This window comes from Oxobacter pfennigii (genome assembly GCF_001317355.1).
GTDB lineage: Bacteria > Bacillota > Clostridia > Clostridiales > Oxobacteraceae > Oxobacter > Oxobacter pfennigii.
Window position 1 is genome coordinate 101,778 of record NZ_LKET01000016.1, and the last position, 24,492, is coordinate 126,269.

Below are 24,492 nucleotides of genomic sequence, written 5' to 3' on the forward strand. Positions count from 1 at the left end.
GAGTGAAAATCGGGGTAGTTAGCGATTCTCATGGTGATATACATGCATTGAGAAGTGCTCTTAAAAGCATTGGGGACGCAGATTTAGTAATACATCTTGGAGACGGAATAAATGATATTGATGCTGTGTCACAGTATATAAAAACCGAAATAATAAAAGTTAAAGGCAATTGTGATTTTAATTCAGGCTTAGACGCCGAAAGAATCATTATGGCAGAAAATAAGAGGCTGTTGATTACCCATGGACATAATTATAATGTAAAATCCGATTATCTTAATATTCATTACAAGGCTATTAAGGAGGATGCCCATATGGTTTTATTCGGTCATACGCATTTTCCCGAAATAATAGAGAATAATAATATTATATTGTTCAACCCCGGCAGTATTTCTAAACCAAGAGGAACAGGAAGAACTTACGGAATTGTTATAATTGAGAAGGGTCTAATCATGCCTAAAATATGGGATTTGCACTTATAAAGTTTAAGAATAAGTCGGAAGAATATTTTATAAATTGCTATTGACCGAACAAAAAAATTGAGGTATACTATATTTTGTCGTCAGAGAAAACGGGGTGTGGCGCAGATGGGAGCGCGCGTGGTTTGGGACCATGAGGTCGCAGGTTCAATCCCTGTCACCCCGACCATTGCTTCTCTTAAGGCAACAAAATGAATGATTGAAAACCAGTGCGGGTGTAACTCAATGGTAGAGTGTCAGCCTTCCAAGCTGATTACGTGGGTTCGATTCCCATCACCCGCTCCAATATGCGCCCGTAGCTCAGTCGGATAGAGCAACGGACTTCTAATCCGTGTGTCGGACGTTCGAATCGTCTCGGGCGCACCATTCAAATAATATGGTGGATGTAGTTCAGTTGGCTAGAGCGCCAGATTGTGGCTCTGGAGGTCGTGGGTTCGAGCCCCATCATCCACCCCAACTAATTAATTTGTTGGGATGTAGCCAAGTTGGTAAGGCACGGGACTTTGACTCCCGCATTCCGTAGGTTCGAGTCCTGCCATCCCAGCCAGTATGAGCCACTAGCTCAGTCGGTAGAGCACATGACTTTTAATCATGGTGTCCAGGGTTCGATTCCCTGGTGGCTCACCATTAGAATGTAAGGAGAGGTATTTGCCTCGCCTTATGACAGAAGTTATCTTCTGTCAATAAAATGCGGACGTGGCGGAATTGGCAGACGCGCTAGACTTAGGATCTAGTACCAAGTGTGTGGGGGTTCAAGTCCCTTCGTCCGCACCAATAATCATGCGGGAATAGCTCAGTTGATAGAGCGTCGCCTTGCCAAGGCGAAGGTCGCGGGTTTGAGCCCCGTTTCCCGCTCCAAACCTGCGGGTGTAACTCAATGGTAGAGTGTCAGCCTTCCAAGCTGATTACGTGGGTTCGATTCCCATCACCCGCTCCAAGTTTGTATCCAGGTGGGCGCCCATAGCTCAGTGGATAGAGTTACAGACTTCGAATCTGGAGGCCGTAGGTTCAAATCCTACTGGGCGCGCCAAAACCATTGAAACTACTAGGATTCGAAAAATAATACATCGAAGATAATTTGTCACACCTTTCCCACATAGGGAAAGCAAAAAAATATGGGCCATTAGCTCAGTTGGTAGAGCACCTGACTCTTAATCAGGGTGTCCCGGGTTCGAGTCCCTGATGGCCCACCATGAAATAGAAAAGCCTAACGTATCAATAAATTGAGACGTTGGGCTTTTCTATTATATTGAAATGCGGACGCTGTATTTAATGTTTACGGCTAATCATGTTATCGGCTTTTTACATTCAATCAACCTTCAATTATAGAAAGCATTAACGAGGACAAGGTAGAATTTACAGGGCAAACGTGATTTAATCACTTACTGGTTCATTTAAATAGGAGCTGATGATACTTATTTTCTCTTCTAAGTTTTTGCTAATACCAAAAATATCATAGGTAATTCTTATATATGGTGTAAGCTCTGTATCTATTCTGTTATGAAAAGTAATTGCTAAAGAGATGAAAATCAGCACAGCACTATCATAATAATTACCTTCTCATGCTGCAAACCATAACGCTCTCATTTGCAATATTTTAGTAATCATTGCTACAATAATCAACTGTTATTATACGCTTATATTATAACTTATTTTTTAATGGCAACAAAATAAGCCTTGCAGTAAGAAATACTGCCTGGCGTAGCCGATATTTCATTCACTTTTTACATACGTATGTTAAAATATAATGTAAAACAAATGCTGTACATATAGAGGTGTTAATATTGAAGAAACTGAACAATAAACCTGTGGCTGTTATTTGTGATTTTGACGGGACTATATCGCTAAAAGATGTTAATACGGCAATATTCGAGCATTTTGGAAATGAAGAAACCAGGACAATAGAACAAAGTTATAGGGGGAGCCTTATTGGCCTGAGAGAAAGCCTGCAGACCCAATATGAGAAAATAAGGGTAAGCGAAGAAGATTTTTTTGAGTATGTTGATAGGTATATGGAGATAGACAGTGCTTATTTTGATATGCTTGACTATGCAAGGGATAATAATATCCTTACTATCATTTTAAGCGGCGGATTTATAAACTACGTTAAAAGGCTGTTCAATAAGTACGGCCGAAGCATAGATATACCTGTATTCTCCAACAGTCTGGAGATAAAGGATGGAATTATGGCAGCAAAATACGGGGAGGTTCCGGATTGCATAAAGGATTACGGACCTTGCGGCATATGCAAATATAAATACATGATGCAGTATAAAGACAAATTCAGCTTAGTATATGTAGGGGACGGGTTTACAGACAGATGTGCCGCAGAAGCTGCCGATGTGGTCTTTGCAAAGGATAATTTGGCTGTATTCTGTTTACAGAACAATATAGAATATATCAATTATAAAAGCTTCAGAGATGTTCTGGAGTATTTAGAAAACCTGCCTGAAGATTAGAGCACAGTATTAAGTTACCAATGAAAATGTTGAAATTATATGTTGACGGCAAATTATAAACATAGTATAATTTATTCTTGTCAGGATTAAAACTGATATATGCGAGAGTGGCGGAATTGGCAGACGCGCACGTTTGAGGGGCGTGTGGGCAACCGTACGGGTTCAAGTCCCGTCTCTCGCACCAAATTAATATAATCCGAACCATTTACGACAGGTTAATCCTGTTGATGAAGGGTTCGGATTTGTGTTATATATCTAAAAAATAAGATAGAGGATGCCTTTTCATTCCGGCATCCTCTATCTTTTGTATCGCGGTTATTACTGCTTCCTGTTTTTTAGAGTTCTGTAAACTGCATGACCGCATTCCACCAATGAACAGACTGCAACAACAATGGAAATAAAAACAATAAATGCATTTATTCCACTCGTTCCCATAAAGCGCAGGAAATCAGAGCTGCCCCAATCAACAGCCAGCAGAAAAGATGTGAATTCCGCGCTAAACAAATCGGGCCTGTTTAGCAGGTAAATTATTATGCATGTGCTTACTATATTGTTTACAATAACTGCGCCGCAAACAAAAGGCGTCCATCTACGGGCCTTGATCTTGGAAATGCATTCACAAACGCCCAATAAAGCAATACAAGCAACAGCAGGGACACAGATTGCCAAAAATGCGGCGCTAAAAAGGGTGTGTATTTGCACATCACCATTTTGGATAACGAAAGCGATAGGCAAAAATCCACTGCACATTAAAATAGCCAAAACAGAGAATACAACGGTTAACACCAATTCAGTAATACTGTCGGACAATGGTATTTTGCCTTTATCATTAGGCAATACTTCCGGCAAATCTTCAATTTTCCATTCCTGTTCTTCGCTTTGGCCTGCTTTAGCCCCTGTACGTTCGGCAATTATAAAGCCAACCGTTGTCCATACGAGGGCCTGAAGGGCCGCAGATATGCCCATGGAAATACCCTTTGACAAAGTATTGCTTATTAAATAAGGCAAATCAACCATACCATCTTTTATAGAAGCAATAGCCCCCAGAATTATGCCAATAACCAAAACTACAATTCCGACCAGAGGAAGAACCCACTTTAGTACACGCACATAATCGTCGTAAATAGCCGGAGATATTAAATATCGGGGCTTTTGCCGATACTTCTCTGCTAATGAAGTGGGCGAACCCAATTTATACAATATCATCTTTATTTCGTTTTCATCTGCATGCTCCGACAACATGTCATAGATGTTAGATTTCAACTCTTTACTTACTTCATCCCGGTCTTTTTCCGAGAGGCGGCGTGTAACATCATAGACATAACGCTCAATCAAATTATCCATTATGGTCATCCTCCCTGCAGATGGATTCAATGTTGCTTTGTAGCTTCTTCCATTCTGCTATTAATTCTTTATACACCATTTCGCCTTTTTCACTGATAGTATAGTATTTTCGTGGTCTGCTCTCACTGGTATTCCAGTCGCTAACAAGTAAACCCTGGCTTTCCAGCCGACGCAAAAGGGGATATAGCGTGTTAGCTTCAATGTCTATTTGCTTTTCCTGCATTGTTTCAAGCAATGCGTAGCCATAGTGCGATTGTTTCAAACATCCCAAAACTGCCAGCGTTAAACTACCTCGGCGAAGCTCCGTGATAAAGTTTTGTATTTGCTCGTTCACTGGCATCATATCACCTCATTATCATTATACTGTGTGATACACAATAATATCAATTTAAAATTATTGTGGTTACGATACTGACATTGTGGTTTTCTCCACTTTGTTACGCATAAACATCAAAACAGCCTGGGCAAGAGAATTTACCTCTCGACTTACGGGAATGCATGCTTCCCATGCTTCCATACCGTCTGCCATTGAAGCCCTTTAACTTTATTGACGACGCTTAACAGTTACACGTGACTTGGGACAATGTTCGGTTCCCTTGCATTGAATATCTCATAACAATACGCTGTTTTAGAGGATAACTGCTGGTTAACATCAGCTTGTTACCTATTTTGAGGCTGTCTCAATAGTATTAACAAATACCTCGTAATATGTCGATACTTATATCGTTATAACGTCTTAAAACTCTGAAAACCTTAAAGTTACAGCTTAATTTAAAGAGTCTGAAGGATTGTGATAAAAGTTCCAAACTCAAAATGAGATGAGTTTTTTTAATCAGTAGAAGTCTTTTTTATTTACTTGAAAATATGCATTAATAACTAATATTAGCAAAACTTGAATGTCATAAAAGGGGCATTATAGCTGTGTTTAGGCAAAATACTTATTGAAAAATATATAAAAAATTTATATAATGGAGATACTAAGATACATGCAAATTTCTGAAATATTCGTCAGACTTATATTTTGAACCTACAGAGTTAATAAGGGAGTCCTATATCTCATCACTGATATCAGGCCCAGTGTAAGTCCATTTATGGCAGGGGAAGATAGAGGTATGTATGCGGACACCCACCTATCGAGAGATAGGTGTCAAAATTAAGCAACGGTATTTCGGATAAAAGCTTAATACTATCTAACAAAAACAGAGGAGTGCACTCCTCTGTTTTTGTGTCATATATTATTTTTATCATTCAACAATCATTGCACCGGTATTATCGGCTTCTAAAAGCTTTATATCCCAATTGGTGCTTAATTTGCTGCAGCAGTTTTTAACCTTATCAATTGTGGATATGTCGCATATGATTGTCATGAGTGTTGGGCCTGAACCGCTTAAAAACACTGCGCTGGCACCATTTTCATATGCCGATGCAAATACTTTTTTACCGTCGTTTATCAAATCAAGCCTGTAAGGCTGGTGCATTTTATCTTCCACAGCATATTTTATATTTGTTAAATCACCTGTAATAAGGCTTGCCGTTAGAAGACTGGCCCTTGATACATTGTGCACGGCATCCTTATAATCAAGGCTTGTGGGTAATATTCCGCGGGATTTCTTCGTTGAGAGCCTGAAATCCGGGATGATAGCCATAAGCGTTATATTTTTGCTGATATTGTTTTGCAGGAATCTTATCCCGTCATCGGTCCTCACCGATACGACAAAACCGCCTAAAAGTGCCGGAGCCACATTATCGGGATGACCTTCTATTTCTGTTGCTAATTCCAAAAGCTTTGACTTGCTATAAGGCTTGCCTAGCATTTCATTTGCAGCAAAGAGGCCCCCTACTATGCAGGCGGCACTGCTTCCTAAACCTCTGCTTATCGGTATATTTACATCTTGTATTATTTTCACGTTTGGTACGGGCTTTCCGAGAGAATCGTACAGCTTTTTGAAGGATTGGAATATGAGATTGTCCGCATTCTCTTCCACTCCGGTGCCTGACTGTATTGTTTCTATGACTAGCTTGTCTGATAATTCGACGCTTATTGTATTATATATTGAAAGTGCCATACCTAAGCAATCAAATCCGGGGCCTAAGTTTGCTGATGTAGCCGGAATTCTGACAGTAACCATAATATCCTCCGAATTATTTTAGTGGTATTTGATACTTAATGACCGATTGTGTAAACATATTGTGGGTATTTTAACATAAAAACAGCTCTTAAACAAGTGGAATTAACATTTCTGATGTTGATGGAATTATGATAATAAGCATCTTGTGGTATTTTTGCAATTTTAAGATATCAATACTAATTGTCAATTTAATATGAATAAATATACGGTATATATAAAGAAGATATTCATTGGGTTTTAAAGCCATTTATTTTTTGAACGGATATTCAAGTGTTAAAATGATGTAAGGTATAGCACTAAAAACCTGTTATTAACTAATGTTTGCAAATTAACATAATTATTTTAAAACAAGCGTTATAGGGGCTTTACAAATACAACAAAATGAGATATTATACATAATAATGAATAATATTTCTATGAGTAAAATTAATTGTTATATAGTTTTGAGAGGGGAATAAATATGAAAGGATATTTGGTCTTAGAAGACGGGAAGATACTTACCGGTGAATTATTGAACGGTGACGATACAATTGGTGAAGTTGTTTTTAATACATCCATGACAGGCTATCAGGAAATACTCACAGACCCTTCTTACTATGGTCAAATTGTTGTTATGACATATCCGTTGATTGGAAACTACGGAATCAATCAAAGTTTCAATCAATCAAAGGGTATAAAGGTAAAGGGACTTGTAACAAAATCAATTTCTGATATTGACAGCAATTGCCAGAGTCAGGACAGCCTGCAGCATTTCCTGAAAATCAATAAAATCCCTCTTCTGCATGATATAGATACCAGATACCTTGTAAAAATAATACGGGAAAAGGGCGTTTTAAAAGGTGCCATTACCGGCAGCATCCGGGATATAGATACCATACAAAAAGAACTTGACAGTTATTCCATAAAGGATGCCGTAGCCAATGTCACAACTCAAAATCCCTATAAGGAAGGTAATGGAAAGTACAGGATTGCACTTATAGACTATGGTTTTAAGTATCATATATTAAAAAACCTGATAGACAGGGACTGCAGCGTTACAGTTTATCCCGCAAAAACATCGGCTGAAGAGATAATGGATTTAAATCCCCACGGCATACTTTTAACCAACGGCCCTGGGGATCCGCAGGATAACGCTGAGAGCATAAATACAATCAAAAAGCTTAAGGGAAATGCACCGATTTTTGGAATTTGTCTGGGGCATCAGCTGATGGCCTTAGCCTGTGATGCAAATACCGTAAAGCTTAAATATGGTCATAGGGGAGCAAATCATCCCGTTAAGGATTTGAAGAGCAATAAATGCTATATGACCAGCCAGAATCACGGTTATTCAGTGGATACCGAAAGTCTCAATAATGATATGGAAGTTACCCATGTCAATCTTAATGATAATACAATTGAAGGGATAAGATACAAATCTCATCCAAGTTTTACAGTACAGTTTCATCCTGAAGCCAATTGCGGACCTCAGGATACTGCATACTTGTTTGACGAATTTATAGATATGGTCAGGAGGAGCTAGAATGAAGGACTGCAGCATAAAAAGGGTGCTTGTTATAGGCTCGGGCCCTATAATAATAGGGCAGGCGGCCGAATTTGACTATGCAGGAGTACAGGCATGCAAGACCCTTAAGGATGAAGGGATAGAGGTAGTACTTTTAAATTCCAATCCCGCCACCATCATGACTGATAAAGAAATAGCAGATAAAATATATATCGATCCAATAAATGTTGAAATTGTTGAACAGATAATCGCATATGAGCGCCCCGATTCCATGCTGGCAACTTTAGGGGGCCAGACGGGACTGAATCTTGCAATGGAGCTCTATGAAAAAGGCATACTTGATAAACATGGTGTAAGGCTTTTAGGGACGGATGCAACGGCCATCAAGAAAGCCGAGGACAGGGATGAATTCAAAAAGACCATGCAAAACATAAATGAACCTATTCCTTTAAGTGCTGTTGTCAACAATATAGAGGGTGCCGTATCCTTTGCCTCAAAGGCAGGCTATCCTGTAATTGTCAGGCCAGCTTATACTTTAGGGGGAAGCGGCGGGGGTATAGCATCAAATGAAGAAGAACTAATAAGAATAAGCAATATAGGCCTTGCAGAAAGCAGGGTTAATCAGGTTTTAATAGAAGAATCAATCGCAGGATGGAAGGAAATCGAATATGAGGTCATAAGGGATAAAAACGGCAATACCATAATCATATGCAATATGGAAAACTTTGATCCCGTCGGGGTACACACCGGGGACAGCATTGTCGTCGCTCCGTCACAGACATTGTCAGACTATGAGCACCAGATGTTAAGAAATGCATCCATTAAAATCATAACGGCTCTTAACATCGAAGGCGGCTGCAATGTACAGTTTGCACTAAATCCTCAAAGTTACGAATACAAGGTAATAGAGGTTAACCCCAGAGTAAGCCGCTCCAGCGCCCTTGCATCAAAAGCAACGGGATACCCAATTGCAAAGGTGTCCACCTTAATAGCAATTGGATATACCTTGGATGAGATTAAAAACAGCGTTACAAAAAAGACGGTGGCAATGTTTGAGCCGGCATTGGATTATATAGTTGTTAAGATACCCAAATGGCCCTTTGATAAATTCGTAAAGGCAGACAGGTCCTTGTGGACCCAGATGAAAGCAACCGGCGAGGTCATGTCCATAGGGGACAGCTTCGAAGCAGCTTTCTTAAAAGCTGTACGCTCATTGGAGCTTAATATGTATCATCTGGACAGCCAAAGATTTACGGAATTTACAAATACCAAAATTGAAGATAGGATAAAAACCGCCGATGATGAAAGGTTTCTTGCCCTCTCTGTGCTCTTAAGGCGTGGCGTTGGCATTGATAAGCTCTATGAACTCACTATGATTGACCGGTGGTTTCTTAAAAAGCTTAAAAATATCATCACCATGGAAGAGAGCTTGAAAGCATACACTATAAAGACAATTGACATGGAAATTCTCAATAAGGCTAAAAAAATGGGCTTCAGTGATGTTGCCATAGCTTACTTTATAGGCAGTGACGAAAACACAGTAAGGGCAATAAGGGAGACGGAAGGCATAATGGCATCTTACAGGATGGTTGATACCTGTTCGGGAGAATTTGAAGCCTATACCCCTTATTACTATTCCGATTACAGCGGAAATAACGAGGCAATAAGCACTCAAAATAAAAAGATGCTAATCATTGGTTCCGGCCCCATAAGAATAGGCCAAGGGATAGAATTTGATTATTGCACCGTTCATGCAGTCTGGGCTTTTAAAAAAAGAGGATACGAGACCATCATTATAAATAATAACCCTGAAACTGTAAGTACGGATTTTGATACCGCCGACAGGCTGTATTTCGAGCCCTTGACTTTTGAGGACGTATATGAGGTTATAAGAAATGAAAAGCCTGATGGAATAGTGCTGCAGTTCGGAGGCCAGACTGCCATAAAGCTTGCCGAAAAGCTTTCAAAAACCGGCATTAAAATATATGGCACCGGATATGAGAGCATTAATATGGCGGAAGACAGAAAAGAATTTGATGCTATGCTGGAAAAGCTTAATATAAAAAGGCCTAAAGGCTACAGTGTTTTAACCAAGGAAGAGGCATTATTAAGCTCTAACAGCTTAGGATACCCCGTACTTATAAGGCCGTCCTATGTGCTTGGCGGCAAAGGAATGGTAATAGCATATTCAGACAGCGATGTTGAAGAATACATGGATATAATAAATGAGCAGGGCGAAAATGAGCATCCCGTTTTAGTTGATAAATACATCAAAGGAACGGAAGCAGAGGTCGATTTGATTTTTGACGGCAAGGACATACTTGTACCGGGAATAATGGAGCATATAGAAAAGACGGGAATTCATTCCGGAGACAGTATATCTGTTTATCCTCCATTTACAATTTCACAAAAGGTACAGGAGGATATAGTAAAATGCAGCGAAAAAATTGCCCGGGAATTAAATGTCATTGGACTTGTGAATATACAATTTATCGTACGTGAAGATGATATATATATAATAGAAGTAAATCCCCGCTCCAGCAGAACGGTACCATATTTATCGAAGGTTACCGGAATCCCCATGATTGATATAGCCGTGGGCTGCATGTGCGGTGAGAAGATTGCCGGTATGGGCTTTGGAGTGGGCAAATGCAAGGACAAGGATTATTATGCCGTAAAAGTGCCGGTATTTTCCTTTGAAAAGCTCAAATTGGTGGAGCCGGGTTTAGGTCCTGAAATGAAATCCACAGGAGAGACATTGGGGATTTCCTATGATTTGAACGAAGCCCTTCTAAAAGGAATTTCAGGTGCAGGAATAAAGATAGGGGATAAGAAAAAGGCATTGCTGACCGTAGCAGATAAAGATAAAGCAGATGTACTTGAAATTGCAAAGGAATTGCATTCAATGGATTACTTGATATATGCCACTAAAAAAACCGGAGCATATTTAATGTATAATGACATTCCCTGCAATGTCTTAGATGATATAGACAGAAATGAAAATGTTCTTCTTGACATTATAAAGAACAGGGAGCTTGATATCATTGTAAACACACCTACGAGAGGCAGGGAGCCTGACAGGTTCGGCTATAAAATAAGAAGGCTGGCGGCGGAAAAAAGAGTAGCGTGCTTAACCTCAGTTGATACTGCAAAGGCTGTTGTAAAAGCATTAAAATCTGGAGTCAAGCAGAGAATTTTTACGGACTTATTCAATTAAAAAATACAGTTTAACCGAAGCCGGAGGCGAAAGCTTCCGGCCATATTCTTTAATTGACAATGGGGCACCATAATTGTAAAATCATATATGACTATCTAATTATACCTAAGAAAGAGGAAATAAAATGCCGGAGCAAAACAACACATTTTTAGAAGAAGTAAGCAGAAGAAGGACTTTTGCGATTATTTCCCACCCGGATGCAGGAAAAACAACACTGACAGAAAAATTATTGCTGTATGGCGGAGCCATAAGGCTGGCAGGAACGGTAAAAGCCAGGAAGGCACAAAAATACGCCACATCAGACTGGATGGAAATTGAAAAACAAAGAGGCATATCCGTTACATCCAGCGTACTTCAGTTTGAATATAACGGATACTGTATAAATATACTTGACACACCGGGGCATCAGGACTTCAGTGAGGACACCTACAGAACTCTGGTAGCAGCCGACAGTGCGGTAATGGTTATCGACGCTGCAAAAGGCGTTGAGGCACAGACTAAAAAGCTTTTCAAGGTGTGTAAAATGAGAGGAATCCCAATATTCACCTTTGTTAACAAGCTGGACAGAGCAGGGAAGGATCCTTTTGAACTAATGGAAGAGATCGAAAAAGTCCTGGGAATACAGTCATATCCCATAAACTGGCCTATAGGCACCGACGGAAATTTCAAAGGTGTATACAATAGAAAGCTTGCACAAATTGAAGTATTCGGAGGGGGAGACCATGGCCGGGCAACTGTTGAATCCACTGTGGGAAGCACCGAGGATGAAATATTCAAAGAACTGTTAGGTGATCATTTATACGGAAAGCTTTGCGATGATATTGAGCTTTTAGATATGGCAGGAGATGAATTCGATATAAAAAGGGTCCATAACGGAGAATTGACCCCCATGTTTTTCGGAAGCGCCATTACAAATTTCGGCGTGGAGCCATTTTTGAATGAATTTCTGGAAATGACTACATTGCCTATGCCGAGGACTACAGATGCAGGGGATGTATATCCTGACAATGAGAATTTTTCGGCCTTTATTTTTAAAATACAGGCAAATATGAACCCGGCTCACCGCGACAGGATAGCTTTTATGAGGATATGCTCGGGTAAATTCCAAAAAGGCATGGAAGTAAATCATGTCCAGGCAGGAAAGATGGTTAAATTAGCACAGCCTCAGCAATTTTTAGCCCAGGACAGGGTAATTGTTGACGAAGCCTATCCCGGAGATATAATAGGCATATTCGATCCAGGGATTTTCAATTTAGGTGATACATTATGCCAAAAGCCGCCTTATTTTAAATATCAGGGCATACCTGTATTTCCACCAGAGCATTTTGCCAGGGTGTATTCAGCTGATACCATGAAGCGCAAGCAGTTTATAAAGGGTGTCAGCCAATTATCCGAGGAAGGCACCATACAGGTATTTAAGCAGACGGATATAGGCAGAGAAGAGCTTATTATAGGGGTTGTAGGCATGCTTCAGCTGGAAGTTCTGGAATACCGCCTGAAGAATGAATATGGTGTGGATATAAGAATCCAAAACCTGCCCTATAAATTCATAAGATGGGCGGACTATAAAGATTCAGATATATCAAAGCTCTATATCTCCAGTGACAGCATGATAGCCCGCGATAAAAACGAAGACCTGGTTGTGCTATTTGTCTACGAATGGGGCATACAGAGATTTGTGGAAGGAAATAAAGGCATAAATCTTCTTGAAATGTCTCAAAGCATAAATGAATTTTAATTGAGCTAAAAAGCAGGCTCCTTCATAGGTATAGCCTGCTTTTACATGCATTTTTTGCGTGTCACGCGGGTAAAATAATATTGGAATTTAGTATAATCAAGCAAATTATCAAAATATTTTGAGTATATCGACAAAAGCACTTCACTACTGTTAAAAAATATGATAAATTATATTTATTGTTTATATACTTTGTTCAACAAAAAAATTGCCCAGTAATGATTTGAGGGTTTTAGTTTTTGATGCCTTTCATAATATTGTGAGGAAGAGATATTTTGAAGGTAAATACAGCATTATTTGCAGCACTATTTACAGCAGTATCATTGTATAAGTCTTAAATTAAACCCATACGGAACAGGTCGTTATCAGGCATTTTTTTGTTTGAATAAAGTATTTTAAGCATAAATGTAACACAACTAGAAGGGAGAATTTTAAATGTCAGAGGACAGAAAGAACTGGGGGAGCAAAGTAGGCCTGGTTCTCGCTATGGCAGGAAATGCAGTAGGTTTGGGGAACTTTTGGAAATATCCTTACCTCCTTGGAAAACACGGCGGCGGAGCTTTCATGGTTCCTTATTTTGCAGCATTATTAATTATAGGTATTCCTCTTATGATGGTGGAATGGAACCTTGGCCGCTATGGCGGAAAGTATGGCCACGGCACATTGGGGCCAATGATTTATCTGCAGGCCAGAGAAGGTATAAGCCCCAAGGCGGCAGCTTTAATGGGAGCCCTTGCCGGAATGATGGCTTTTGCCGTTACTATTTTGGTAAATTCTTATTATAACCATGTTATAGGCTGGACTTTAGGATATGCGGTCCTTTCCATTACGGGAGGTTATATGAATGCAGGGGATACCGGAGCATTCTTTGCAAGCTATATACAAAATCCGGGATACATATTTATATTCTGGCTGCTATCTGTTGCCTTCCTTGCTTTTGCCGTTATGAAGGGCATCCAGAAGGGAATTGAGGCATGGGCCAAAATAATGATGCCTATAATCTATTTATTCGGATTCATACTTATTATAAGGACATTAACCCTTGGTGCACCGGTAAAGCCAGACTGGAATCCAATTGCAGGCTTGAACTTTATCTGGACCCCAAGATGGTCTGAATTGAGCTGGACAGGAGCCCTTGCGGCAGCAGGGCAAATATTTTTTACATTATCATTGGGCATGGGTATAATCGCAAATTATGCATCTTATCTTAAACCTGATGATGATATAATTTTATCGGGTATAACCACTGTTTCTTTAAATGAGTTTGCCGAAGTAATTTTGGGAGGTACCATAGCAGTCCCTATAGCATATACATTTTTAGGCACCGAGGGCTTGAAATCAGGAGTAGGACTTTCCTTTATAGCTCTTCCAAATATATTTAAGTCCATGGCAGGAGGCCAGTTCTTCGGTGCTTTATGGTTCTTTATACTCTTCTTTGCAGGATTTACATCTGCAATAGCCATGTACAATTATCTTGTTGCGCTTTTGGAAGAGGAAATGGGAATAGTAAGAAACAAGGCATCTTTTGTGGTCTTCGCCCTCTATTTCGTTGTGGGGCTTCCGGTAGGATTGGAGCCTATACTTACCAAGACTGCAGATCTGGCTTATTTCACTGAAATAGACAACTGGGTGGGAACTTATCTTTTGGTAGTATTAGGTTTGATTGAAGCTATAGCAGCCGGATGGTTCATGAGAGGCAAGGCGTATGATGAGATGAACAAGGGAAGCTACTGGAAGGTACCTTCTTGGTTCTTCAAGGTATTTGTACAATTCCTTACGCCGGTTTCAATCATAATACTTTTGATATTCTCAACTAAAGATTATATAAATGCCGGATACTTTAAATTAGTGCCCAGCTTTGTTGAAAGCACTCCAATACTGATACCCTGGGTTCAGGGAGCAAGGTTGGTTATAATTTTTATATTCATAATCGGATTTATCCAGGCCTATAGCACCATAAAAAGAAAATATGGCCAGGAGCTGGCGACAGGAAAAATTGTTGTCAGAGCATAAGGAGGGAATTGTATGTCAGCGGGAGCTGTAGGCTTTATGGCCTTTGCATGGGTATTGATAATAGGTGCATCAATTTTTACTCTTTCATCATTGGTTAAGCATTCTAAGTAGATGTAATGGGGCTGTCGCATTTGAAACAACGTAAATGAGTATTTGTAAGAGTTCTCTGCAAGTTCTTGGTGACTCTGCCGCAGAAAATACTTAGAATTTTAGATTGTTTGAACGAAGTGAGTTATCAAAATTCTTGTATTTTCAAGGCAGGGAACCTTAGAGCTTGCAGAACTCGAGCATAGCGAATGCAGTGTTTCAAATGTGACAGCCCCATTTTCGGAGGTGTATATATGAATAAAAGCTTAATCTTAATATTGGATGATATATTAGGAAAGCTTGAAAAGACAGAAAACAGCAAGATGCCAAAGGCAACACTGAAAGATGAAATAGCTTTTCTGAAGAATGAATATTCTAATACGGATATATCGGAGCATCATAAAGAAATATATGACAGCATGGTAAAAAAGGGTAAGGAGCTTATAAGGGGAGGAAGTTTAAAGGATGCAAAAAAACTGCGATATTATCTTAATTATTTACATGCCGCGCTTTATGACTTAAGGGGAAATCTGAAGCCTTTGAATTGGCTGGTAAGAGGATATCTTTTATCCTGTGCATTATTTGTCGCTCTTTCTCCCCAGTATCTTGGACCGGCGGTACCTCTAATACTTCTTGTTCCTATTTACATGGGATTAAAGGGGATAAAAAGAAGAAGCAAGACAGGACTTATGTATGGATTGTCTGCAATGCCCATGGCCCTTTTAACTTCGGTTATGGTTCTGAAATTCGAAGTCATGGACCATCACAGGGATTTAGGAGGTCATATATTATCCCGCGCCCAGGATATAGGAAGGTCATTTGAGTTTACTCAAAACTTGATGATTGCTGTAATACTTTTAAGTATCATTATGCTTATAAGCTCAATATTTACTATTACAATAGGAACAAAGCACAGAAGAATGTTCATATAATAAGAACCCCACCCGCCGTAGCAATCATAGATTGCTGGCGGGTCCCGGGAACCTTGTGTTACACAATAAGAACCCATCATCATATAGCAACATAGATTGCTGGCGGGTCCCGGGAACCTTGTTACTTCGTAATGAAAAACAGCCTGAAGTTAATTTCAGGCTGTAGCATTTGAAACTACATCGCTCATGTTATATAATCCGGGGTCTTTATCGTATAGGAATTTTACCGCTCTTATGGCACCAACGGCAAATACATCCCGGGATAGTGCCGAGTGGTTTATTTCAATAACTTCTCCCGCACCGGCAAATATCACCGAATGGTCTCCTACGATATTTCCGCCTCTAATGGCATGTATCCCCAGTTCCTGAAAAGTTCTTTTACCAGTCTTTGAATGCCTGCCATATACATATTCCTTTTTCTCCTTCAAGGCACTGTTGATGGAATCTGCAATGGCTAAAGCCGTACCGCTGGGAGAATCCATCTTTTGATTATGGTGCTTCTCTATTATCTCTATGTCAAAGTTTTCCTCTAAAGCCTTTGCAGCCTGCTTAACCAGGCTTAACAAAAGATTTACACCAAGGGACATATTGGCGGAAGTCAATATAGCCACTTTTTCCGATGCTGATTTAATGTTTTCCTTATCTTCAGGGCTGTGACCCGTTGTGCATATTACCATTGGAATTCTATTTTCCATTCCGTATGCCAATAGTATAGGCAAGCCCTTTGGATTTGAAAAATCCACTATTACATCTGTTTTTTCATTTACCGCATTTAAGGTGGGATAAACGAGATAATCGTTAATAAACTTGTCAGGAGTGGTATCCACACCTGCAGCTATGGTTATACCCTCATCATCTTTAACCATCCCTGATACCACCTGGCCCATTCTTCCGTTACACCCGTTCAATAATATCCTTATCATTTATAATCACCCCTGGATGCTGATTCCGTAAGCTATCATTTCCTTCTTTAATATTTCAAGATTCTTTTCCGACATATTTACAAGGGGAAGTCTTAATTCACCTACATTTTTACCCATGAGGTTAAGTGCCTCTTTTACCGGTATGGGGTTTGTTTCTATGAACAATGCCTTAATAACATCAAACATCTTAAGCTGTAAGTCTAATGAGCCTTTTAAGTCACCTTCGAAGTATTTTGCCACCATATCATGAGTGTCTTTTGGCAGGATATTTGCAACTACGGATATTACGCCCTTTCCTCCGATAGAAAGTATGGGCACAATCTGGTCATCGTTTCCCGAATATATGTCAAGCTTATCGCCGCAAAGCTGTGCAATTCTTGTTATCTGAACTATATCGGAGCTGGCTTCCTTTACGGCAGCTATATTTGGAACTTTTGTAAGTTCATACAATGTCTCCGGAAGTATGTTCAAGCCCGTACGGGAAGGAACATTGTATATTATTATGGGCTTTGTAACTTCCTTTGCTATTGCTTTGAAGTGTTCAATACAGCCTCGCTGAGTTGTCTTGTTGTAGTAGGGGGTTATGACCAAAAGCCCGTCCGCACCATTTTCGTCCGCCCATTTGCTCATTTCAACGGAAGCTTTTGTGTTGTTTGTGCCGGTACCTGCAATAACAGGTATTCTTTTATTTATAACATCTATTGTGAATTTTATTGCTGCTTTTCTTTCATCCAAGCTCATGGTGGAGGCTTCGCCTGTAGTACCGCATACTATTATGGCGTCAGTCTTCTCGGCTACATGCCATTCCAAAAGCTCTTCTAATTTTTTAAAGTCAACTCCATCTTCGGTAAAAGGGGTTATTATGGCTACTCCGGAGCCTGTAAAAAGACTCATAATTATCCATCCTTTCAATTTATATCTATTTATTTAAGAAAAGCTGGGCTATCTGAACTGCGTTTGTTGCAGCTCCTTTTCTTATGTTGTCTGCAACTACCCACATGTTCAAACCGTAGTCTAAGCTTTCATCCCTTCTAATCCTGCCCACATATACTTCGTCTTTATCTGCAGTGTATAAAGGCATTGGGTATTCATTCTTTTCAGGGTCATCCTGAAGAACAATTCCAGGACTCCTCTTTAAAAGCTCTTTAACTTCATTAACTGAAAAGTCTTTATTGAATTCAACGTTTATGGATTCGCTGTGGCTATAGAATACAGGAACCCTTACAGTTGTTGCCGTTATCCTTAAGCTATCATCGTGAAGGATTTTCTTGGTTTCATTTACCATTTTCATTTCTTCTTTTGTATATCCGTTTTCTAAGAAGCTGTCTATATGAGGCAGGCAGTTTCCTGCTATTGGATACAAGAATTTCTTTGGCGCATCGCCTTTGTAGCCGCCCTCTAAATCAGAATATCCCGAAACTCCGGCACCTGATACTGACTGATATGTTGAATAAACAATCCTTTTTATTCCGTAGGCATCGTGAAGGGGTTTTAATGCCACAACTGCCTGTATTGTCGAGCAGTTGGGGTTTGCTATTATTCCCTTGTTCCAGTTTATATCCTCTGGGTTTACTTCGGGAACTACCAAAGGAACACTTTCATCCATCCTCCAGGCACTGCTGTTATCTATTACTACAGTTCCCTTTGAAGCAGCAATGGGCGCAAACTGAAGGCTTGTGGAGCCGCCTGCAGAAAACAGTGCTATATCAATACCTCTGTCAAAGGAGGTCTCGGTTAATTCCTCCACTGTGTATTCCTTGCCGCAGTATACTATTTTCTGACCGGCAGATTTCTTTGATGAAAACATGTACAGATTTTCTATGGGGAAATCCCTTTCCTCCAAAACCTGAAGCATCTTTCTTCCTACCATTCCTGTTGCTCCTACTACGGCAACATTAGCTTTTTTCATTTTCTTCCTTACCTCCTCTATATAATAACGAAATATTGATCCAGTGAACTTATTTTAAAGACAGTAGAACATTGCGGAAAGTCTGTGTACCTGTTAACGAAGGGGCAGGTAAGCATAAGTCATTGTTTGAGCGTCAGCGAGTTATGACTTATGCCCTGGTTCTACAGGTACTAGGACTTGCAGCGGTTCGAATGTCTTTATAATAAGTTTCTAAAATAAAAGACAACTAAAGGTGTACAATACACCCATAGCTGCCGTATAAATGCTATGAATATATGCACCTCATATCCCTAAAGCAAGATAGCTCTCCACATATAATTTAAGGGAAACCATATGTGACAGTCCCGTACCTCTTTGATACAGGCCCAGCATACAGACAGGCATTCTGAATGCTTCGGCGGTTATCCTTTCATATAATTTCAACGGCTGCCGGCCTCCATTATATTACTCATATTTTCCGCGCCTCTACCCCACCATCTATGATGAGGTACTTATTAAGTTTATGTTATTATAACAAAAGCATACAAGGCATGTCAACCTACTTTGACAAATATACCACAAAAAACAAAGGCACTAAGCTGCATAGTAAATGCTACCCTGGCCAATTAAAATAGTTCCATTTATTTTGACTTCTCACCAAAAAACAAAAGAAGTATTATATGAATGATACATTGATGATAGAATATATATAGATTTCGTCATAAAAGTATATAATCTACTAAGGAAAGAAATTGGTGAATAAAAATGGAATTGATTAAAATAAACGGCAATACATATTATATCGATAATCCCACAAATGTAGGCCTGTACATATATAAAAACAAATACTGTCTCATGATTGATACTGGATTAAATAATAACGTTGCTTCTAAAATTGACCAGATATTATCAAACAACGGAATAAAACCAAAATATATTGTAAACACTCACAACCACCCGGACCATTCCGGAGGCAATGCATATTTCAGGGAACATCATCCCGGCACAATTTTTTACACATCAGAGGATGAAAAGCTTTTTATAGAAAATGATTACATGTTTCACTCATATATATACGGCGCCTATCCTAATAAAGAGCTTCATAAAAGGAATGCCAAATCCAAAGGAAGTTATATCGATAATATCTTGGATTGGGGTGTAAATAAAATAAATGATGAAAAGTTTGAGATAATAAGCCTTAAAGGCCATTCACAAGGGCAGATAGGAATATGCACTCCGGATAAGGTATGCTTTTTAGGGGACAGCATTTTCAGTGAAGATATTATTTCTAAATATTCCTTCCCTTTTCTCTTTGATATAGAAGAACAGCTTAAGACCATTGAATGTATAGGTAATTTGGAATATGATTATTATATCTTAGGCCATGGTTCAAAAGCATACAGCAACGGGGAAATGAAGGATTTGGCCATAAAGAATAAACTGAATATAGAAAAGCATCTGACCGATATAAAGGAGCTTCTTAATCAGCCCCTGACAAAGGAAGAGCTTTTTGGTGAGATATGCATTTTAAACAACATGAAGATAAGTTACAGAAGCTTTCACTTGTGCTTATCCTCTATGTCGGCATTTTTAGCATATCTGTACGATAAGGATACCATCTCATATGAAATAGAAAATGGTAAACTATATTATTTTTTAGTATAATGTAAGATATGAAAGGAGTGTGATTCAAATGCAGACAGTAATATTGACAGATTCCTGCAGCGACCTTCCATTAAGCTATGTAGAAGAAAACAACATTCACGTCATAGGAATGGCATACAATTTTAAAGGTCAGGAGCATATAGATGATTTCGGCAAGACATTAAGCTATAAAGAATTTTATGATAATCTTAGGGCAGGTGAGATGTCCTCCACATCTCAGATTAATGTATTTACTTTTGTTGAGATATTTAAAAAATATGTCAATGAAAGTAAATCAGTATTGTACATAGGCTTTTCATCTGCATTGAGCGGAAGCGTTAATAGTGCCAAGATAGCCAGGGAAACAGTTATGGAGGAAATTCCTGGTGCGGATATAACAGTAGTAGACAGCTTGTGTGCATCAGGCGGAGAAGGCCTTCTTGTATATCACGCCGTTGAAATGCTGAAAAAAGGCCATTCAAAGGATGAAATTGCAGACTGGGCAGAAAAGAACAAGCTTAAGGTCATTCATTGGTTCACCGTTGAAGATTTAAATCATTTAAAAAGGGGAGGAAGGGTATCAAGCACTGCTGCTTTTGTAGGCACCATATTGGATATAAAGCCTATTCTTCAGGTTAATGATGAAGGAAAGCTCATCCCCATAACGAAGGTAAAAGGAAGGAAAAAATCCATAAAGGCTTTGGCAGATAAGCTGAAGGAAATGATAGTGAGCCCGGAGGAACAGGTTATTTTCATAAATCACGGAGACTGCCTTGAAGAAGCTGAATATTTAAAAAGACTGGTACTTGAAGAAGTAAAGGTAAAGGATGTAGTGATAAATTATGTAGGACCCGTTGTAGGCTCTCATTCAGGTCCGGGAACATTGACAGCGTTCTTTATGGGAGATAAGAGATAGAAGTAAAGGGGATACATAATGAAAATATATTCATGGAATGTTAACGGAATAAGGGCCATTATGGGAAAAGGCTTCGTGGAATGGGTGAATAGCGAAAAGCCTGACATATTATGCCTGCAGGAAACCAAAGCAGCAGAGGACCAGATTGATTTAAGTGCAATCAGGGATGAAGGCTATGAGATATTTTGGAATGCAGCCGAAAAGAAGGGATACAGCGGAGTGGCAACCTTCTCTAAAATGAAGTCTTTATCAGTAAAATATGGCTTTGAAACAGAGAAATTCAATAATGAAGGAAGAATAATAATCACTGAATTCGAGGATTTTACCCTTTTTAACATATATTTTCCCAACGGCCAAATGGGAGAGGACAGACTTAATTACAAATTGGAGTTTTATGATGAGGCTCTAAAATATTTTGACAGCTTAAGGGACGCAGGAAAGAATGTGATAATCTGCGGAGACTATAACACGGCACACAGAGAAGTTGACTTGAAAAATCCAAAATCCAATGAAAATTATTCAGGTTTTTTACCTATTGAACGCCAGTGGATTGACAAGCTTATTTCTCATGGATATGTGGATGTTTACAGGACAATGTATCCTGATACAGTCAAGTACTCCTGGTGGAGCTACAGATTCAGCGCCCGGGCAAGAAATATAGGTTGGAGAATTGATTATTTCTTTGTAAACCAGGACTTCTATTCGAGGATTAAAAGCTGCGATATGCTAAATGATATACAGGGGTCAGACCACTGTCCCATATTTATTGAAATATAGTTGTGAAAGTTACGGATTGCACAAAATTGCATCCGTAATTTTTTAAGGGGAGTTTTTTATGGAAAAAGCAAATTTTAAAATAAGGGCATGGGAAATAGATTTTTTAAGGGGAATAGCATTAATATGCATGATAATATTTCATATAGTCTTTGACCTTAGGGATTTATATAATATACCAATAGATTATGCAAAAGGCTTTTTCTATTATGAAGGCAAGTTTTCGGCAATATTATTTATGCTTATATCAGGTATAAGCAGCTCATTTAGCCGCAATAATTTTAAAAGAGGGTTAAAAATATTTTCAATAGCCATGTTTATAACTCTGGCAACATATATTTTCGACCCCCGTCTTATTATAAAATTCGGTATACTTCATTATTTTGGTATAAGCATGATGCTTTATGGTATTTTCAAGGATTTAAATAAGTATTTGCTGCTTATAACAGGGACGGTGATTATAGTAATAGGCAATATTTTTTCAAACATGACTGTAGTATCTCCATATCTTTTTCCTATTGGGCTTATATCATCAAGCTTTTTTTCGTCGGATTACTACCCCATATTCCCCTGGTTCGGCATATTTTTATACGGTATTGCCATAGGAAAATTCTTATATAAGGAAAAGAGGAGCATATTTAATTTCACCATACCCGATAACCCCATCAACTTCTTAGGGAGGCATTCGTTGATTGTGTATCTTTTGCACCAGCCTGTTATTTTATTTATACTAAATGTAGTGATGAAAAAGTAAGCCTAAATAAAATCAGTGTATTTTTTTATGAACAGGCTCAACACCGTATTTTTTAGCATTATGATCTCTTCCCAAATATAGATTTATCCAGGATGAAGTCTGAGTCAAATGATAATTACAGGGCGGTATCACATCATGGTCCAGCTCCCGGGTTTTGCCGCTGTTTTTTAGCCGGGCATAAGCTCTTACCCATTCGCATTTTTTCTTAAAAGGATATACCTCACACCAGCCGAGGTAGCTTCCTCCGCAAATACCGTTTCTTATTTGCTTCGGGCATTGGGACATGGGGCAGACATATGCCACGTCCGGAAGAGCGCAGTCGCCGCAATCCTTGCAATGATAAAGTACGGTTTTTGAAATATGTTCAACAAAATGAAAAGGCTCTTCCAATGGAGTGTCTTCAATGGCCTTGCATATAGCCCTCATGGGCTTCCACAAAGGAGTACCCGGCTCCAGCATAAGGCTGTGAACTATTTTTGACATGGGGTAAACCAATTCCACTTTGGTGTCCAATGGCCTTTCTCTTCTTTCAGAAACTGCGTCCCTATTAAGGCCCGTCTTTTCATCTTTTTCGAAATAATAAAACCCGTCCCGTATGGGGTAGTCAAATTGAGGTAAAAAGTCCATCCATGTACCTGACAATTCCTCTCCTTTGTCTATGATATACTCAACATCCTCATATCTTATGCCATGGCCGCCTATATGTACCCCGGCATATCCCATTCCCTTCATAATAGCATAAAGCTTTGCACACCTTAAAAGCTTTGCTTCTGCTCCTTTATCAGGTGAATAGCTTTCATTTTCAATTTCCGACAGCAATTTATCTGTTACGATGACACCGGGAATTCTGTTTTTATTCATAAGCTTGGCTGTGCCGTGAGACAGCACATAAATATTGCCTATAACAGGAATATTCAAATTAAGGCTGTTAATAAAAAGAAGCAATTCATGGATTTTTCTCGCATCGTAGCCAATCTGGCTGACAATATATTTGGCACCGGAGCTGATTTTCATTTTGAGCTTATAATACTGAACCATGGTTTCTGCCTCGGTCTGCTTGAAGGGGGAACATACGGCACCTGCGAAGAAATCGCTTGGGTTATGTTTTATGATTCCTCTTATCCCTTTGTATTCTAAGCCTTTATTCATCTCTTCTAAAAGCATCAGAACATGCATGGGCTCTAAATCAAATACCGGCTTTGGCCTGCCGAGGAATCCTGCATATACATAATCACCGGTCATAACAAGTATGTTCCTGACCTTTGTGCGGTCCAGCGAATACAAAAGGCCTTCCAATTCATTTCTGTTCTTGTCCTTGCAGGTAAAATGAACCAAAGGTTCTATACCGAGCTTTATTACTTCAGAGGCTAAGCCTTCGGGTGTGATTGCAGGCACCCCTCCCGGGTTATCCGTTAAGGTTAAGGCATGAATTCTTTGGCCTTTGGCCGCTAATTTTGCATTTTCAATTACAGCTTCCTGGGTCTTTTCATTTGCTCCTCTTCCGGGAACCAGCTCCCAGGTAACAGACATTTTACTTTTATCAAAAAGAGATTCTTTAAATTTATTTATGTCTGAGTCCATATAATCATCCTTTTAAATTAATCTATCTGTTTTTAGCATTCTATAATTTTCATTAATTATGCAGAATAAGAGCTCCTGAACCCGCTAAAATCAAAAATTGTTAGCAGGTCCAGAAAACC

General features: G+C 39.2%; 19 protein-coding genes, 12 tRNA genes, 1 other RNA gene and 1 riboswitch. Of the genes, 24 read left to right on the forward strand and 8 right to left on the reverse strand.

Going from position 1 to position 24,492, the window contains the following annotated elements; all coding sequences use genetic code 11:
* Nucleotides 1-2 precede the first annotated feature (2 nt).
* From OXPF_RS02090 to OXPF_RS02155, 14 genes are all read left to right on the forward strand, one after another.
* The gene (locus tag OXPF_RS02090) at nt 3-479 is read left to right on the forward strand and encodes a metallophosphoesterase (protein WP_054873564.1); all 477 of its coding nucleotides are present in this window, start codon (nt 3-5) and stop codon (nt 477-479) included.
* A 90-nt stretch (nt 480-569) separates the two neighbouring features.
* Nucleotides 570-645, forward strand: a tRNA-Pro gene (locus tag OXPF_RS02095).
* A 42-nt stretch (nt 646-687) separates the two neighbouring features.
* Nucleotides 688-761: transfer RNA gene (locus OXPF_RS02100), tRNA-Gly, on the forward strand.
* Between the two features lie 4 nt (nt 762-765).
* Nucleotides 766-842 (forward strand) — tRNA-Arg (locus OXPF_RS02105).
* A gap of 13 nt (nt 843-855) precedes the next feature.
* Nucleotides 856-932, forward strand: a tRNA-His gene (locus tag OXPF_RS02110).
* 14 nt (nt 933-946) lie between these two features.
* Nucleotides 947-1,023: transfer RNA gene (locus tag OXPF_RS02115), tRNA-Gln, on the forward strand.
* A 4-nt stretch (nt 1,024-1,027) separates the two neighbouring features.
* Nucleotides 1,028-1,103 (forward strand) — tRNA-Lys (locus OXPF_RS02120).
* Between the two features lie 63 nt (nt 1,104-1,166).
* Nucleotides 1,167-1,250 (forward strand) — tRNA-Leu (locus tag OXPF_RS02125).
* An 8-nt stretch (nt 1,251-1,258) separates the two neighbouring features.
* Nucleotides 1,259-1,334, forward strand: a tRNA-Gly gene (locus OXPF_RS02130).
* Nucleotides 1,335-1,339: 5 nt separating this feature from the next.
* Nucleotides 1,340-1,413 (forward strand) — tRNA-Gly (locus OXPF_RS02135).
* A gap of 17 nt (nt 1,414-1,430) precedes the next feature.
* Nucleotides 1,431-1,506 (forward strand) — tRNA-Arg (locus OXPF_RS02140).
* Nucleotides 1,507-1,593: 87 nt separating this feature from the next.
* A tRNA-Lys gene (locus OXPF_RS02145) sits at nt 1,594-1,669 on the forward strand.
* 591 nt (nt 1,670-2,260) lie between these two features.
* Complete coding sequence (locus tag OXPF_RS02150; RefSeq protein WP_054873565.1) at nt 2,261-2,935, forward strand: MtnX-like HAD-IB family phosphatase; 675 nt, start codon at nt 2,261-2,263, stop codon at nt 2,933-2,935.
* A 101-nt stretch (nt 2,936-3,036) separates the two neighbouring features.
* Nucleotides 3,037-3,119 (forward strand) — tRNA-Leu (locus tag OXPF_RS02155).
* Nucleotides 3,120-3,253: 134 nt separating this feature from the next.
* Here the strand turns inward: OXPF_RS02155 and OXPF_RS02160 are convergent.
* The 3 genes from OXPF_RS02160 to OXPF_RS23265 form a co-directional block, all read right to left on the reverse strand.
* Nucleotides 3,254-4,279, reverse strand: coding sequence for an HAAS signaling domain-containing protein (locus tag OXPF_RS02160; RefSeq protein ID WP_054873566.1), 1,026 nt, complete (start codon nt 4,277-4,279; stop codon nt 3,254-3,256).
* Nucleotides 4,272-4,541, reverse strand: coding sequence for a PadR family transcriptional regulator (locus OXPF_RS02165; protein ID WP_242854299.1), 270 nt, complete (start codon nt 4,539-4,541; stop codon nt 4,272-4,274). The genes OXPF_RS02160 and OXPF_RS02165 overlap by 8 nt, the downstream gene beginning before the upstream one ends.
* 141 nt (nt 4,542-4,682) lie before the next feature.
* Nucleotides 4,683-4,808: a hypothetical protein gene (locus OXPF_RS23265; protein WP_278308333.1), complete on the reverse strand. Its 126-nt coding sequence runs from the start codon at nt 4,806-4,808 to the stop codon at nt 4,683-4,685.
* A 461-nt stretch (nt 4,809-5,269) separates the two neighbouring features.
* Between OXPF_RS23265 and ssrS the strand changes: the two genes are divergently transcribed.
* Nucleotides 5,270-5,458: non-coding RNA, 6S RNA (gene ssrS, locus OXPF_RS21555), on the forward strand.
* Nucleotides 5,459-5,523: 65 nt separating this feature from the next.
* On the opposite strand, the gene thrB is transcribed toward ssrS, so the two are convergent.
* On the reverse strand, nt 5,524-6,408 hold the full coding sequence (thrB, locus tag OXPF_RS02170) for a homoserine kinase (RefSeq protein ID WP_054873568.1): 885 nt from the start codon (nt 6,406-6,408) through the stop codon (nt 5,524-5,526).
* A gap of 460 nt (nt 6,409-6,868) precedes the next feature.
* Between thrB and OXPF_RS02175 the strand changes: the two genes are divergently transcribed.
* From OXPF_RS02175 to OXPF_RS02195, 5 genes are all read left to right on the forward strand, one after another.
* The gene (locus OXPF_RS02175; protein ID WP_054873569.1) at nt 6,869-7,927 is read left to right on the forward strand and encodes a carbamoyl phosphate synthase small subunit; all 1,059 of its coding nucleotides are present in this window, start codon (nt 6,869-6,871) and stop codon (nt 7,925-7,927) included.
* Nucleotide 7,928: 1 nt separating this feature from the next.
* Complete coding sequence (gene carB / locus OXPF_RS02180) at nt 7,929-11,126, forward strand: carbamoyl-phosphate synthase (glutamine-hydrolyzing) large subunit (RefSeq protein ID WP_054873570.1); 3,198 nt, start codon at nt 7,929-7,931, stop codon at nt 11,124-11,126.
* Nucleotides 11,127-11,250: 124 nt separating this feature from the next.
* On the forward strand, nt 11,251-12,864 hold the full coding sequence (locus OXPF_RS02185; protein ID WP_054873571.1) for a peptide chain release factor 3: 1,614 nt from the start codon (nt 11,251-11,253) through the stop codon (nt 12,862-12,864).
* 432 nt (nt 12,865-13,296) lie between these two features.
* Nucleotides 13,297-14,874: a sodium:neurotransmitter symporter family protein gene (locus OXPF_RS02190; protein ID WP_054873572.1), complete on the forward strand. Its 1,578-nt coding sequence runs from the start codon at nt 13,297-13,299 to the stop codon at nt 14,872-14,874.
* 341 nt (nt 14,875-15,215) lie between these two features.
* Nucleotides 15,216-15,893 carry a hypothetical protein gene (locus tag OXPF_RS02195; protein ID WP_054873573.1) on the forward strand — a complete coding sequence of 226 codons (678 nt, stop codon included), beginning with the start codon at nt 15,216-15,218 and terminating at the stop codon, nt 15,891-15,893.
* Between the two features lie 155 nt (nt 15,894-16,048).
* On the opposite strand, the gene dapB is transcribed toward OXPF_RS02195, so the two are convergent.
* The 3 genes from dapB to OXPF_RS02210 are packed head-to-tail and all read right to left on the reverse strand — an operon-like array spanning nt 16,049 to nt 18,725.
* Entirely contained in the window at nt 16,049-16,816 is a 768-nt protein-coding gene (gene dapB, locus OXPF_RS02200) for a 4-hydroxy-tetrahydrodipicolinate reductase (RefSeq protein ID WP_054873574.1), read from the reverse strand.
* Between the two features lie 6 nt (nt 16,817-16,822).
* The gene (dapA, locus tag OXPF_RS02205) at nt 16,823-17,710 is read right to left on the reverse strand and encodes a 4-hydroxy-tetrahydrodipicolinate synthase (protein ID WP_054873575.1); all 888 of its coding nucleotides are present in this window, start codon (nt 17,708-17,710) and stop codon (nt 16,823-16,825) included.
* 25 nt (nt 17,711-17,735) lie between these two features.
* Nucleotides 17,736-18,725 (reverse strand): aspartate-semialdehyde dehydrogenase, encoded by a 990-nt coding sequence (locus tag OXPF_RS02210; protein ID WP_054873576.1) that lies wholly within the window; start codon nt 18,723-18,725, stop codon nt 17,736-17,738.
* A gap of 293 nt (nt 18,726-19,018) precedes the next feature.
* A riboswitch (Lysine riboswitch) is annotated at nt 19,019-19,201 on the reverse strand.
* A gap of 268 nt (nt 19,202-19,469) precedes the next feature.
* On the opposite strand from OXPF_RS02210, the gene OXPF_RS02215 reads away from it, so the two are divergent.
* From OXPF_RS02215 to OXPF_RS02230, 4 genes are read left to right on the forward strand one after another with little or no spacing between them, the layout of a single operon-like run.
* The gene (locus OXPF_RS02215; RefSeq protein ID WP_054873577.1) at nt 19,470-20,369 is read left to right on the forward strand and encodes an MBL fold metallo-hydrolase; all 900 of its coding nucleotides are present in this window, start codon (nt 19,470-19,472) and stop codon (nt 20,367-20,369) included.
* Between the two features lie 28 nt (nt 20,370-20,397).
* Complete coding sequence (locus OXPF_RS02220) at nt 20,398-21,264, forward strand: DegV family protein (RefSeq protein ID WP_054873578.1); 867 nt, start codon at nt 20,398-20,400, stop codon at nt 21,262-21,264.
* 18 nt (nt 21,265-21,282) lie between these two features.
* Complete coding sequence (locus tag OXPF_RS02225; RefSeq protein WP_054873579.1) at nt 21,283-22,041, forward strand: exodeoxyribonuclease III; 759 nt, start codon at nt 21,283-21,285, stop codon at nt 22,039-22,041.
* Nucleotides 22,042-22,099: 58 nt separating this feature from the next.
* The gene (locus OXPF_RS02230; protein ID WP_054873580.1) at nt 22,100-22,792 is read left to right on the forward strand and encodes a heparan-alpha-glucosaminide N-acetyltransferase; all 693 of its coding nucleotides are present in this window, start codon (nt 22,100-22,102) and stop codon (nt 22,790-22,792) included.
* 12 nt (nt 22,793-22,804) lie between these two features.
* Here the strand turns inward: OXPF_RS02230 and OXPF_RS02235 are convergent, their stop codons facing one another.
* Entirely contained in the window at nt 22,805-24,373 is a 1,569-nt protein-coding gene (locus OXPF_RS02235; RefSeq protein WP_054873581.1) for a methylenetetrahydrofolate reductase C-terminal domain-containing protein, read from the reverse strand.
* Between the last annotated feature and the right edge of the window lie 119 nt (nt 24,374-24,492).